8 protein-coding genes are annotated in these 14,510 nt (G+C 46.7%); 3 read left to right on the forward strand and 5 right to left on the reverse strand.

The window, feature by feature from the left end; all coding sequences use genetic code 11:
- Positions 1-304 precede the first annotated feature (304 nt).
- The 5 genes from KIV40_RS03055 to KIV40_RS03075 form a co-directional block, all read right to left on the reverse strand.
- Positions 305-3,466, reverse strand: a complete 3,162-nt coding sequence (locus tag KIV40_RS03055) for an efflux RND transporter permease subunit (protein WP_012127569.1) — start codon at positions 3,464-3,466, stop codon at positions 305-307.
- A 2-nt stretch (positions 3,467-3,468) separates the two neighbouring features.
- Positions 3,469-4,605 carry an efflux RND transporter periplasmic adaptor subunit gene (locus KIV40_RS03060; protein WP_285347930.1) on the reverse strand — a complete coding sequence of 379 codons (1,137 nt, stop codon included), beginning with the start codon at positions 4,603-4,605 and terminating at the stop codon, positions 3,469-3,471.
- A gap of 355 nt (positions 4,606-4,960) precedes the next feature.
- Complete coding sequence (locus tag KIV40_RS03065) at positions 4,961-6,598, reverse strand: methyl-accepting chemotaxis protein (protein ID WP_285347931.1); 1,638 nt, start codon at positions 6,596-6,598, stop codon at positions 4,961-4,963.
- A gap of 190 nt (positions 6,599-6,788) precedes the next feature.
- Positions 6,789-7,256, reverse strand: a complete 468-nt coding sequence (locus tag KIV40_RS03070) for a hypothetical protein (protein WP_041853205.1) — start codon at positions 7,254-7,256, stop codon at positions 6,789-6,791.
- A 173-nt stretch (positions 7,257-7,429) separates the two neighbouring features.
- Positions 7,430-7,765, reverse strand: coding sequence for a zinc ribbon domain-containing protein YjdM (locus KIV40_RS03075; RefSeq protein ID WP_005426222.1), 336 nt, complete (start codon positions 7,763-7,765; stop codon positions 7,430-7,432).
- 709 nt (positions 7,766-8,474) lie between these two features.
- Between KIV40_RS03075 and KIV40_RS03080 the strand changes: the two genes are divergently transcribed.
- From KIV40_RS03080 to KIV40_RS03090, 3 genes are all read left to right on the forward strand, one after another.
- Entirely contained in the window at positions 8,475-9,593 is a 1,119-nt protein-coding gene (locus KIV40_RS03080; RefSeq protein WP_045378006.1) for a hypothetical protein, read from the forward strand.
- A 66-nt stretch (positions 9,594-9,659) separates the two neighbouring features.
- A complete protein-coding gene (locus tag KIV40_RS03085; RefSeq protein ID WP_285347932.1) occupies positions 9,660-13,352 on the forward strand; it encodes an RHS repeat protein in 3,693 nt (1,230 codons plus the stop codon).
- Complete coding sequence (locus tag KIV40_RS03090; RefSeq protein WP_043882966.1) at positions 13,342-14,472, forward strand: RHS repeat-associated core domain-containing protein; 1,131 nt, start codon at positions 13,342-13,344, stop codon at positions 14,470-14,472. Before KIV40_RS03085 ends, KIV40_RS03090 begins: the two co-directional genes overlap by 11 nt.
- The last annotated feature ends 38 nt before the right edge of the window (positions 14,473-14,510 follow it).

Raw genomic sequence — 14,510 nt, forward strand, 5'->3', positions numbered from 1 at the left:
GCGAGTTGGGGATCTCTTTCAACACTCGTTAAGCACAACAATGCCAACGGCCCTGTGCTTACAAGAGATTCCCGACTGCGCTCCTTCGTCGCTTTCGGGAATGACGAGAAACATAACCGAGAGAACAATACCCCGTCATTCCGACAAGCCTAGGCGAGATCAGGAATCTAACTCCCACACGCTCTTGGCTCAATATTTCACTTCAAACCCAAACTATCCAATTGAATCCAAAAATAAAGGACGCCGCAGCGCCCTTTTCTTGTACTTATTAGCAATAGTATAACTTAGTCTTTAGCGCTAAGTCCTACTCTTGGCTTGCCGTTGGTTGTGAAGTAGATTCCACTTGCTCTTTTTGTGCTTCTTTTCTTGCGCGGCGGTCGAACAAACGCTCAACCACAACGAAGAACACCGGCACGAAGAAGATACCAAGCAAGGTCGCACTTACCATACCGCCAAGTACACCTGTACCTACCGCGTTCTGACCCGCAGAGCCTACACCCGCACTGATCGCTAGCGGTACTACGCCAAGACCAAACGCAAGCGAGGTCATGATGATCGGACGAAGACGGACGCGTACCGCATGCAACGTTGCTTCAATCAAGCCCGCGCCTTTCTCGTAGTATTCCTTCGCGAATTCCACGATAAGGATCGCGTTCTTCGTTGCCAGACCAACAGTGGTCAACAAGCTAACTTGGAAGAATACGTCGTTATCCATACCGCGAGTCATGACCGCAAGTACCGCACCTAGCACACCCAGAGGCACTACAAGTACAACCGCGAATGGTACTGACCAGCTCTCATAAAGTGCTGCTAGTACAAGGAAGACAACCAGAATCGACAGCGCGTAAAGCATTGGCGCTTGGTTACCAGACAGACGTTCCTCGTAAGAGATACCGTTCCAGTTCACCGTAAAGCCAGGAGGCAATTTTTCTACCATGGCTTCAATTTCTGCCATCGCTTCACCAGTACTTACGCCCGGAGCCGCGCCACCTTGGATGTTCATCGCAGGTAGACCGTTAAAGCGTTGCAATAGCGGAGAACCGTAAGTCCACTCGCCCGTTGCGAATGCCGAGAATGGCACCATTTCACCTTGTGAGTTACGCACGTACCATGAGTCGAAATCTTTCGGCTGCATGCGGTGTTCTGCGTCACTCTGTACCATTACCTTTTTCACGCGTCCGCGGTCGATGTAATCGTTGATGTACGCACCACCCCATGCCGAAGCTAGGATTTGGTTTACATCGTTAATGCTCACATCAAGCGCACGCAATTTCACGTGGTCGATATGCACTTGGTACATCGGCGCATCTGCCTGACCGTTTGGACGCACACCCACCAGTTTCGGGTTTTGTGCTGCCATACCTAGGATTTGGTATTGAGCCGCCACAAGCGCTTCATGACCGTTACCGGTTGAGTCTTGTAGATAGAAGTCGAAACCAGTCGCGTTACCCAACTCTTGAATCGCCGGTGGCGCAAACGCAAACACCATTGCTTCTTTAATGGTTGAGAAGTAACCCATCGCACGACCAGTTAACGAAGCCGCATCCGAACCCGGAGCTTCACGTTCTGACCAATCTTTCAGACCGATAAACGCCATACCCATGTTCTGACCTTGACCCGCGAAGCTGAAGCCCGCAACCGAGAACACTGACGCAACGTTGTCTTTCTCTTCTTCTAGGAAGTAGTTACGGACTTTTTCTAGTGTCTTTTCAGTCTGCTCTTGAGTCGAGTTCGGTGGCAAAATTGCCATTGAGAACACAGTACCTTGGTCTTCATCCGGTAGGAAAGACGTCGGTAGGTTCATGAACAACCAACCTGCACCCGCACTCATTGCTGCGAATACCAACAGCATACGACCAGTGCGTTTTAGCATTTTCGCTACGCCCGCTTCGTAACCCGCCGTTGCCGCATCAAACTTACGGTTGAACCAGCCGAAGAAACCTTTCTTATCCGAAAACTCTGCATCGCTTTTCTTCAGCAAGCTAGCACAAAGTGCCGGAGTAAGAATGATCGCCACCAATACCGAGAGCGTCATCGCCGCTACGATGGTGATAGAGAACTGACGGTAGATAACACCAGTTGAGCCAGACATGAACGCCATCGGTACGAATACCGCAGACAGCGTCAAACCAACACCCACTAGCGCGCCAGTGATCTGCCCCATTGACTTCTTGGTTGCTTCTTTTGGAACGAGACCGTCTTCGTGCATTACACGTTCCACGTTCTCTACCACAACGATCGCATCGTCCACCAGCAAGCCGATTGCCAGAACCATAGCAAACATGGTTAAGGTGTTAACACTAAAGCCGGTCGCGTAAAGGATCGCGAACGTACCCAACAATACCACCGGAACCGCAATCGTCGGGATGATCGTTGCACGGAAGTTCTGCAAGAACAGGTACATGATCAAAAATACCAACACGATCGCTTCAAGCAGTGTCTTGATTACTTCTTTGATCGACGCATCAACGAATGGCGTTGTCTCAAACGGGTAAGCGATCTTCAAGCCATCAGGGAAAGTCGCACTTAACTGGCCAAGGCGTTCTTTTACTGCTTCTGCTGTTTCTAGCGCGTTCGCACCAGTACCTAGTGAGATACCAAGACCTGCTGCCGGGAAGCCATTGTACTGACCTTTGATATCGTAGCTTTCTGCGCCGCGCTCAACACGTGCCACATCTTTCAGGTAAACGTTCGAACCGTTCGCTTCTGATTTCAGAATGATGTTTCTAAATTCAGCCACGCTGGTTAGACGGCTTGCTGAAGAAATCGTCGCGTTAAGCAACTGACCAGACTGAGCAGGCGCTGCACCTAACTGACCAGAAGAAACCTGTGCGTTCTGCTCACGAATAGCGTTCGCGACGTCGATTGCCGTTAGATTGAACTGCGTCAGTTTGAATGGGTCTAGCCAAACACGCATTGCGTATTGAGAACCAAACGCTTGCACTTGACCTACGCCCGTTACACGGCTGATCGGATCTTGAATATTGGTAACAACAAAGTCGCCAATGTCATTTTCCGTAAAGTCAGGGGCTTCAGAGTAAACCGCCACAACCATCAAGAATGAGGTGTTGGATTTGTTTACGATGATACCTTGGCTTTGTACTTCCATCGGAAGTGATGTCATCGCCAATTGCAGTTTGTTTTGCACCTGAACTTGCGCGATATCTGGATCCGCTTCGCTATCAAACGTCAGCGTAATGGTCGCGTTACCAAACGCATCACTGCTCGAGTTTAGGTAGCGTAGGTAGTCCAGACCCGTCATGTTTTGCTCGATAACCTGAGTCACTGAGTCTTCTACGGTTTTCGCAGAAGCACCAGGGTAACGGGCATTGATAGAGATCGTGGTCGGTGAAATCGTCGGGTATTGAGAAACCGGCAAGTTGAACAGAGACATCACGCCCGCCAACATGGTCAGAATCGCAAGTACCCAAGCAAATACCGGACGATCGATAAAGAATCGTGCCATGATTATGCCTGCTCACCTGATTGGATGGTCACTGGGTTACCCGGTTGGATCATCTGTAGGCCGGTTGTGATGACTTTATCACCCACTTTCAAACCTTCTGTGATGCGCCATTGGTTACCAATAGACTCAGCCGTCGTCACTGGAGTGATAGACACCTTATTGTCTGCACCCACCGTCATTACTGAGGCTTTACCCGTTGCGTCACGCGTAACTGTGTTCTGTGGGATAAGAATCGCCACAGGGTCCACACCTACTGTTACCGTTGCGCGCACGAACATGCCTGGTAGCAATAAACCATCTGGGTTCGCGAATTCTGCACGTAGCGTTACGCTGCCCGTACTTTCGTCTACGTTCACTTCAGTAAACTTCATGGTGCCTTTGTGTGCGTAAGTCGAACCGTCTTCAAGCGTTAGTGTCACTTGAGCGGACTCGTCTTTTTGCAGATGACCTTGTGACATCGCTGCTTTCAAACGGAGTAACTGAGCAGAAGATTGCACGATATCAACATTGATTGGGTCTAGCTGTTGGATAGTTGTTAACGTCGCCGCTTGGTTTGCCGTTACCAGCGCACCCGCCGTTACGTTAGACTTGCTGATCACACCGCTGATTGGTGCTTTCACTTGTGCGTAAGACAGATTGATCTTCGCCGTGTTGATTCTCGCTTTCGCTACCAACACTTGCGCTTTCGCTTCTTTGTAAGCTGCTTCTGCTTCATCGAGATCTTGTTGGCTGATCGATTTCTTCGTAATCAACGCGCGGTAACGACGAACTGTTGAGTAGGTTGATTCTTCAGATGCTTGCGCACGGATCAGTTCAGCTTCTGCGCTTAGTAGGTCGGCTTGAAACGTAGAATCGTCGAGCTGGTAAAGCGATTGACCTTGCTCAACCACACCACCCTCTTCAAAATTACGCTCAGAAATAATACCCGTTACCTGAGGGCGAACTTCTGCCTCTTTAAACGCTCGGCTGCGACCCGGTAGTTCTACTGTTAGCGCTTGGCGAACAGGTTCAACCGTCATTACCGTTACTTCTGGTGTCGGCGCTGGGCCACCTTGCGCTTGTCCTTCTTGGCTCTGTTCACACCCGACCAATAATAAGCTCGACGCAATCAAGAGCGATAGCGTGGTTCTACGTGTCATGAAAATTCTCTCTTCCTAACTAAAAAACGCGACTCAATAAAAAGTCAGCAAATATTAGTCGGGATGATAATTACTCAATGTTGTACATACAACAAAATTTACCGCTCTTTACGATAGACAAAAATGTTTGTTCTAAAGCTGTTATTGATATCTCAATTCAGCCTCTTTTTTATTGGAAAAATAAATTTTCTGTGAGCAATCGAAATCAGATTTCTCTCAATAAAAACAAGAAAAAAGAGTAGACAAAACGAAAGAATTCGTAACAAAGAAAGTCTGTATAGAGATAAGAGCTAGAATTAATAAAACCCACCTTTTGTGGGTTTTATTAATATTTAACAACGATCAGGTAAAAATATTAAACGCGGAACTGACTAACTTGTTTGTCTAGCTGCTGAGTTTGCTCTGATAGCATAGAAAGTGACTGCTGCGCTTGATTCACCACATCCACTATTGACGTGCTGCTGTCTGCAATGCCTTGAACGTTGCTGTTCACTTCATCACTCACTGAGCTTTGTTGACCTGCTGCTGTCGCAATGTGGGTGTTCATCTCGTTCATACGAGCAATCGCGTTTAGGATTTCAGCCAACGATTCTGTCGCTAAACCCGCAGATTGAATGGTGTCTTCGCTGCTAGTTTTGCTGCCCTGCATCACTTCCACTGCTTGAGATGCACCCGCTTGCAACTTCTCAATCATGGTTTGGATCTCGCCAGTGCTCTTTTGCGTGCGGCTTGCTAGGGAACGCACTTCATCCGCCACCACAGCAAAACCACGACCTTGTTCACCCGCACGTGCCGCTTCGATCGCTGCATTCAACGCTAATAAGTTGGTTTGCTCAGCGATACCACGGATAACGTCCAATACCGACGCAATGTTACTCACATCGCTGTCTAACGTATTAATCACTTGGCTTGCACTCTCAATCTCGCCCGCAAGATCACGAATCGCAGCGACAGTTTGTTCCAAAATCACGTTAGTATTGGACAGCTCTTCATTCGCCGTTTGGCTTGCTAATGCCGCTTCTGTCGCGCTATCACTTACGTTACGGCTGGTCACCTGCATTTCATGCACTGCCGCTGCCACGGCTTCACTGTCACGTTGCTGATCAACGGTTGAGCTAGCAATCGTCGACGTAAGAAAGTTCAAGTTGCTCATTTCATGACGAAGCGTGTTCGAGCTTTCTACTACTTGTGACACCGTCGCTTGGATCTTAGTCACGAACTGGTTAAAACCACCAGCCAATTGACCGATTTCATCCTGAGAATGGATGTTAATACGCTGACTTAGATCGCCTTCACCAGAGGCAATTTGCACCATCGCCTCTTTGATATCGTTGATTGGCTTCACCACGGTTTTAAGCAGCAATACCATCATACCCAGTGCCGCGATGATCACGATGGCAATGCCCGCCTCTAGAATGAACTCTGCACGCAGACCTGCTGCATTGATCTCCGACTTCAACGCCTTTTGCTTAACTTCAATCGCATCTTTAACCACGTTTAACTGCTTGCGAACGGCAACAAACTGGGTATCAAATAGTCCTTTGTGCTCGCTGTAGTAACTTGGCCATTGTGCTTGCGGGCTGTGAATCATCTCTTCATAGCTATCGAGCCATTTATGACCTAATGACACAAGCTTATTAATTTCCATTGTTTGATGGGCAGGCAGAAGACCAGCTTGAGTCAGTTCGAGCGCTTTCTGCATTCGTGGTAAGGCTTTGTAAGCATTGTCTTTATATTCAAAAAGGTGATGGTCGATCTCTTGCTGTGTTTCTGCCAACGCTAAGGCTTGGATAGCAGAAGTCGCTTGATAAAGATCGCGGTAGGCATCTTCTATTGTGAATAGGTTTGGAATGATTTGCTCATTGAGAGTGTTGCTTAACTCCGTTTGTTTCCACATCGTGAGGACATTTAATACCGAGCTAATGGTCAGTAATGCAATCATCAAAGATAGTTGGAGCACTATCTTTTGCTTGATAGACAGGTTGCTGAACATGAATAGATACCTTTATTTTTATTCAAATCAGCCCTAATTTTATCAAAAAAAAACCTCATAAAATTGCTTATGCAATGCAACGCTTTCTAATAATTTCTATCTTTACGACAAACCTTTTAAATCGAACAACCAACTGATTTATCGAACGATTCTCCTAGGAAGCGAGATCACAAATGAATAATTTCGAAAATCAGTTAGAGCACAACTGGACATTTTGATTAGATTGAAATATCGCCATCATGGGTTCAACTTTCGAGTAGCCCCACACGGAGAAGCCCAAACACAATAGCGGTAACAGGAAATGGCCCAACGATTTGAACGTACCAAGCTTGCCCCTTCGAATCACAGTGGGCCTGAATACCTTCATACCTTTGGGTGGAAACTGGCCATCGATTAAGCCGCGCACACCTGGAGGTAACATAAATAAAGAGGCGAGCAAAAACGTGGAAAGTGGCATCCAGAAAAGCAGTAAGTGCGCCAAAAACTCCGCGCCTTGCATACCCAAAAACTCAAAACACTGAGGTTCCACAGTAATAGACACCAAATAGGGCAACCCCTTTAACTTGAACCATGCACCAAAAGCCACACCAATGATGCCTATCGCAACGAGCCGTATCAGCTTTTCTTTTTTCGTATACTCCGGTGCGTATTCCTTCATGCCCTTCCCTACAAAGATAAAAAACGAATCAAACAAGATTAAGAATGGCACGCCAAAGGGCAAATGTGTGGCTGGCTTTTGAGACACATACTAAGGAATGATGAAACAGAAAGAAAACAGCCTCAATATCGCTATTGAGGCTGTTGGAAAGTTGGGTTCCGAGTGACTTTAAATTACGCTTTCTTTACAAACTGCGCTGTCACCATCATCTCGCCAGCGCCATCAACTTTGCAGTCGAGCTGATGATCTTTGCCGTCTTTGATGCGACGAATAACCGCTTTGGTGCCGATCTTAAGTACCAGCGAGCTGCCTTTTACTTTTAAGTCTTTCGCTAACGTGACCTTATCACCTTCTTGCAGCAACGTGCCGTTGGCATCCTTCACGTTTACGGCATCTTCGTCTGCCGCCTGAGTCGGGTTCCACTCGTAAGCACACTCCGGGCAAACAAGATGGTCTTGGTCTGGGTAAACGTATTCTGAGTTACAATTTGGGCAAGGAGGTAGAGACATAAGTAATTACGAGCTAATGAATTTGCCGTTATGGTAAAGGGTATTGCTCACCTTATCGAGTAGATTTGTCAAAAAATGCTAGCCCAGCTTATTCTCGATATCCCCGTACTAGAATGGTTATCTCTTCCAATAACTGAGCACACACCTTTCTCTTCCGCTGTAAGTATTTGCTGTTTTTTTAACCAAAGCAGACTAACAAGATTATTTGCTCTCGTAACTTTCGTCAAAATACTATTTCTCAGTTCAACAATCCGTTGGCAAAAAAATAAAAACATTCATAAAAGTGAGGCTATTACGCTCGCATATTAAACAATTTAATTGATAATTAAATCAGGAAAAAATCGTTAAATTTCGGCTGACAACAAATATCAAAACCTCTTTTTATAAAAAGAATTGAAGTTGCCATCAAGAATTTAAAAAACGACTATTGAGTCTTGAATCACTCTGAATACAACTCAAGAATAAATTATCAAGTTATTGATTTTTAATGTTATAAATTTTCAATACCATTTCAAACAAAACCCGAACTGCCCTTTTTGCAAACCCCATAACTTCCCCCTTAATCTGACCTCGACGATGTACTGACAAGAGGCTCAAGAATCTCTAATTAAGTTAGAAACAAAGTCGAAAACACCTAAATAACAAAGAAATTAATAACAACCAAAAAAGGAATCGTATTGAATACGATTCCAACCATGAGGGAATAATAATGGGCAATTTAAAGCAGAATTTATTCATCACACTGCCATTAACTCTACTTTCCGCATCAACGTTCGCGGCAATTAATAGCAGCTATGAGGTTTCGTCGATCACACTCAGCGCTGACCACAATGAAAGCCTTGGTGCCCCGATGCCTTTTTATGCGAATGGGAAAATGCAATCAAAGCTGAATGTCACGGTTGCCTTCGCTGACCGATACGGTCAACCAGTGACGGTAAGCAACGACGAAGTAAAGAATTCGATTTCGTTTTACCTAAAGAGCAATGATGTCCAACTAGGCAGAGACAAAGACTGTAGCTATGGCCGCGACTGTTGGGGCTACACATACAACGAGAATGACTACGCACACCAAATCAGCGGCGCGTATCGCAGTGCTGAAAGCCTTCCTAACTCACGCGTTCTTTCAACGGCATCCAACAAGCTGACAGCTTGGGTATATGGCAACGAAACCGCTCAATATCGCCAAGTTTGTGCACAAATCCAGTTCGAGGGTGGCAACGTCTACGACAGCTGTGCCTACCCATACGATGAAAGTGCGCTCTACCAAGGTGTGCAACCTAAAGAGTACAGCGCTTCTGAGTTTGCAGACATTGGTACAGGTGAAAGAGTTTGGACAGACGACGGTGACGGCTTCTACTTTGAAAAGGCAGAAATTCGTAACTTCTACATCACACCAACAGACACTTCCATCACCATGACCAAAGTTGCCATGGATAACTGGGAAGAGTCGAACAACGACAAGGTCTTTTTACGAGACGAATGGCTTGGCTGTTACGGCGATTGTCCAAACGGATTCCGCTCAGTCAAAGGCTACATCTTTGAACCAGGGCGAGAGCGCACGGTTTCAGACGAATACGTATGGAACAGCGCCGCTGGCCAAGGTCGCACAGCAACGTGGCGCGTTAACCAAAAGCTGCGTTCTGTGACGCTAAGTCAGCTGCTTTTCTCTGGTAACACATCAATTAATGACTCTCAAAAAGAATACCGCTTCACCGCTTATGACCAGTACGGAAACAAAGCGCGTCTTAAACTGACTTACCCTCAAAGCCAATTTAGCGGCGGTGGTCAGAAGTGGGATTACACCAAATGGAACCTAGTTAACCAATAATTTCTCGGCCTTAGAAAAACGTTAGCCCACACTCGCTGGGCTAACTTTCGCCTTAAAGGAGGCACTATGTCTAATTGGACTTCAAATGCGTTTAACTTTGATAGTTTTTGTTCAGGGGGCGTAGACCAAAGAACAAGAAGCTACTCCTATCAAATTCTTCTCGGTTCCTTAGTCGGCAACTGGCTAAAAGGCCCTAACCTTGATATCGCTCTGCAATTTTCTCCCTACTCGACAGATAACCTAGGCTTCGGCAAAGGTTGGAAGTTAAACATTCCAAGATACGATCTAAAAAATAAGCAACTGCATCTTGCGAATGGACAGTCTTACCGAGCTGAATTAGGTGCAAACTACAAACTTGATCTCCGCTACAAGAAGCTGCTCGATTTCTCCGTAAAAGCCGATGCCAGCGGTTATGAAATTACTTATCGAAATGGTCGTAAAGACATCTTAGATGATCACGGTAACCTAATTAAAATCATTCAAAGTGATGGCCATGCTTTGCATTTTTCTTGGTTAAACATCGGCTCAGAAAAACGCCTGAACAAAGTCTGGGATGACCGCACATCTGAGAGCCAACCACTTTTGCTTATCGTCCACGTGAATCCGGGCAGAGTGAATATTTTCACCAACATTGGCAGTGCACACGAAGCGTATTTCAGCCTTATTTTGAACAATAATAACCTTGTTCAATGTAACCTATCTGAAGATGCAGGTAGCTATGACTTTGGCTACAAAACGATTGGGGCTTATAACCTAATTCAGAGTGTCACCCACCCTTGTGGGATGCTTGAGCAACTTGCCTATGAAGCAAATGGGAGCAGAGTCAACACCAACACTTACCTCCCAGCAGTGACTTCTCATCGTGTGCTGACTCGAAACTCGCCCATTATTACGACGGAGTATGACCGCGTAAATTCCGATAGCCGCAACTTTATGGGCTACGGCGTTCAGGGCGGCAGTTTAGGTGAAGGTATCGATAACCTTCTTGAACGTGGGTTCGAATACGCATACCAAGTACAAAAAGTGGAAGGTGGGACGATTAAGACCATTCAAACCTACAACCAATTCCACTTGCTGGTTACAGAAGAACGCCTAGTAAACAATGAACTTGTTCACCTCAAGACGCTTGGCTATCCCGCGCGTAACAATGAGAATTTTGCCAACCAGCCAGCTCAGTATGCCTTAATCAACAAAGAAGAGCAGAAGTGGTCATCGGGTGAAGATAGCCACCTACAAACTCGTCATTGGGATTACGATCAATACGGCAACATGTTGTCTTTCAAAGATGAAAACAACATCACTGAGTTTTATGAATATTACTCGTCAAAAGGGGAGTCTGGCTGCCCTGCTTCGCCTTCTGGCATGGTGAACTTTGTGAAGTCTCGCACCCTAAGTAATGGATCTGAAGAACGTAAGATCTCGTATGAGTACGGTGAAACGACTGGTTTCAACAACCAAAAGGATGTCGTACTGCGCTTAGAAAATGCTCATGACCGCTACCAAAGCCATTACAGCTACCACGAGGATAAAAACAAGGCGTTTTCTCTAGGTCGTTTAGCATCAATCAAGAACGATATCATGCATGCAGATGGTACCTTCTCAAAAACCTCAAGCTATCAGTACACCTTGGGCAATGAGACGGTCGAGGAACATGAAGAACTGGTTTGCCACGACAACACCAAAACTAACGTCGTTGTCGGCCATTATTTTGATATCGGCGAAATCGCTCATCACGTGGACGCAGATGGTGTTCGCTGTAGCTTTGAATATGACTCGCTACGTCGTACTAAAACCGAACGTATTGATGGTAGTGCAGCACGCTCATACCAATATCTTGTCGACACAACCCAAGCTAGACAAACTTTGGTGCTGACAGACTGTAAAGGCAACTTATGCGAACAGAGTTGGGATGGCCAAGGCAGAGAGTTAGAAGCGAAACTAGGCAACACAACCACTTGGAAGAAAGAGTACGACGCGCTCGGCCGCCTAGAAAGCAAGAGCTCATTTGATGATCTTCCCGATAAAAATGCACGCTCGATTTCTGTCACTCAAACCGAAAGGTATGAATACGACGATTGGGGTCAGGTGAAAGCCACTACGCTGCCGAATGGCAATCGTCACATTGCGTTTAACAACCTCGCAAGCCGCCAAAAAACACAAGGCATTGAGGGCTTAGCGTTAACAGTTAGCAATTTAAACAGTTGGGGATTGGAAGATAGGAAGCAACAGGGTGATCGTGTTTGGCATTATGAATACGACGCTTGGGGTCGACTGAAAAAAGAAACCGATCCTGCGAGTCAATCGAAAAGCTATCAATACGATAAGTTTGATCGTGCGATTCATATTACTCAAGCTAACAATGTGGCTCAGCAGATCACCTACGCAGCGCATACTGTTCAAACACAAGTCACCAAACTAGAGATCGGTTCGCAGATCGTTGGTCAGCGTGACGTCGACGGGTTGGGACGACCTCTTGAGCTTCGCCGAGGGGCGAGCAATCAAGCCTCTTTAGCGTGGACGTACGCAGACAGCAGTAATATTCCAGAAACGGAAACCAGCTTGTCCGCGCCAACAAGACGTTTTACTCGTGATGATCAATTAGGTGTTCTCAACGAGAAAGAATCCGGCGATCAGTTAACGACATACCAATACGATCCTGTTTCTGGACTACCAACCGGCAGCCAAGATAACAATGGCAGTCGCAGCACGATCACGTATTCCTCAACAGGCCTACCTGAGTTTGAACAGCATGATGGAAGTATCCGCCAATATGCTTACTCAAAAGGCGGCGTGATTTCCTCCATTCAAGGTGCGCGTGATAGCCGTCAGTTTGGCTACGATGAGCTTGGTCGATTGGTCAAACTAAGTACGGATAACGCCACTGTCGAATACGAATACGATCAGTTTGATCGCGTTACTGAAGAGCGTTTGACGTCCGGCAATCAAACACAAATCACCGAGATTGAATGGGATGAATACAGTCGCGAAATCAATCGCGCGGTGGCACTCAACGACGTTTATATCTTTGAGCAGTCTCAAGACTATAACGAACTTGGTTTGCTTCGCTCTAGCGAAAAAGAATGTGCGACGCAGGGCAAGGTAACGGAGACGTACACCTATGATTCACTCTCGCAGCTAAAGCGCGTCGATTTCTCAGGTAATGGTCCGCTCAGTGATTGGAGGCAGCCTATCGTATTCCTTGAATGGAGCCACGATGACCTAGGCAATATGTTGACTCAACGCTGCGCAACCAACGAGTCCCAAGACTTCGCGAATTATTACTACGAAGCGGATGATCCAACACAGTTAACACGCATCACTCACACGCACCCTCAACTTCCTAGTCAAACCGTACTGAAATATGACCAGAACGGAAACATGATTCAGGATGCCGAAGGTCGAGAGCTTCGTTACGACCACTTCGACAAACTCACTAGCGTGCTGTCCGGCAATACAGAATGGCAATACTCATACGACAGTAATGATCGCCTAATCCGACAACATTCTGGCTCCGAAAGTCGTCAATTTGAGTATTTATGGAGTGATCTCGCGTCTATCGAAGAAAATGGCAGCGTCACTCACTACATCTACGATGATGGCGTGCCGAAATGGTCAGAGCAAGGTTCTGTTGTCTCTATGCTAGCAACCGATCAAAACGGCTCTGTTATCGCTTCCAACACAGCTGGTCAAACTGGCTCGATGTACCGCTACTCTCCATATGGACAACGCGAACAGGTGGGAAATACCAATGAGCAATAAAGATTCTGTATTCATTACTCCGCTTAATCGACGTGAGTTTCTGATTAAAATCGGCCAAACCAGTGCTGTGGCTGGTGGCATTTCATTACTGCCAACTTCTGTGCGTCTTGCAATGGCACAATCGATGACGGTCTCCCCTTCACACTTAGGCTTTAACGGCGAATGGTTGGATCCGGTACTTGAGGGTTATCACCTAGGTCAAGGTTATCGTGTCTATCAGCCGAAGTTGATGCGCTTTAACGCTCCAGACAGTCTGGCGCCATTTAGCGAGGGCGTGCACAACGCTTACGTATACTGTCACAACGACCCAATTAACTTTACTGACCCAAGTGGCCACTTGAACATCAGTAAAATCTTGTTTGGTGCGTTCGGTATCATTGCGGGGATTGTCGGGATTGCGCTTGCGGCCCCAACCGGAGGCTCAAGCTTGGTTCTTGCTGCTGGTATCATCGGTGGCATTGCAGGCATGACCAGTGGTGCGCTCCAGCTTGCGTCAGGCATCATTGATGACGGCGACATCTCACGTAAGCTGGATATCGCCACCATTCCATTTGACATTATTGGCGTGGTCAGTGGCGGCTATTCGGCTTTCAAATCGGTACAAAACTTACGTTGGGTACGAGCAGGCGGGGCTTTAGAAGATGTCACTCAACCGGGGCTTGGTTCTCGACTATGGAACAAGATTCGCCCATCCGGCGAGTACAACCTTGAATGGGCACGCAAAACAAACCCAGCGATGAGGATCGGCAGCTCGGAAGGTCAGGTTATTGCAACCAAGATGGTACAAGGTGGCAAAACCATGACTTATACGCCTCCTCCGATTCACGGTGGTTTTACTAAGATTCTGCTTGGCCAAGTAAAAGTAGGCGCTCGTGGCTACACAATCTACCAAGGCATCATGACCGCACGTTCTATCGGCAGTCTTGGTTGGTCAGTGGTTAAAACCATCCCGGGAAGATTAGATAGCGGGAAGTCATCAGCAGAGAGTATGGTGACGGAAGGAAGAAGTGCAAACCCTGAAGCAAGAAAGACCCAGTTGTATTCTCTAGAGGAGACTCGCCAACGCGTCAAATACGGGAATGACGTGCAAAGAATGATACGTCAATTACCTTTGTCGTAGCGCACGATATGAAAAGCCAGAGTGAAAACTCTCATGCC

The sequence above is a fragment of the Vibrio sp. D173a genome, assembly GCF_030248475.1.

Coding starts and splice junctions, on each gene's coding strand:
- KIV40_RS03055 (WP_012127569.1), bottom strand. CDS start 3,466: ATGGCACGATTCTTTATCGATCGTCCGGTATTTGCTTGGGTACTTGCG.
- KIV40_RS03060 (WP_285347930.1), bottom strand. CDS start 4,605: ATGACACGTAGAACCACGCTATCGCTCTTGATTGCGTCGAGCTTATTA.
- KIV40_RS03065 (WP_285347931.1), bottom strand. CDS start 6,598: ATGTTCAGCAACCTGTCTATCAAGCAAAAGATAGTGCTCCAACTATCT.
- KIV40_RS03070 (WP_041853205.1), bottom strand. CDS start 7,256: ATGAAGGAATACGCACCGGAGTATACGAAAAAAGAAAAGCTGATACGG.
- KIV40_RS03075 (WP_005426222.1), bottom strand. CDS start 7,765: ATGTCTCTACCTCCTTGCCCAAATTGTAACTCAGAATACGTTTACCCA.
- KIV40_RS03080 (WP_045378006.1), top strand. CDS start 8,475: ATGGGCAATTTAAAGCAGAATTTATTCATCACACTGCCATTAACTCTA.
- KIV40_RS03085 (WP_285347932.1), top strand. CDS start 9,660: ATGTCTAATTGGACTTCAAATGCGTTTAACTTTGATAGTTTTTGTTCA.
- KIV40_RS03090 (WP_043882966.1), top strand. CDS start 13,342: ATGAGCAATAAAGATTCTGTATTCATTACTCCGCTTAATCGACGTGAG.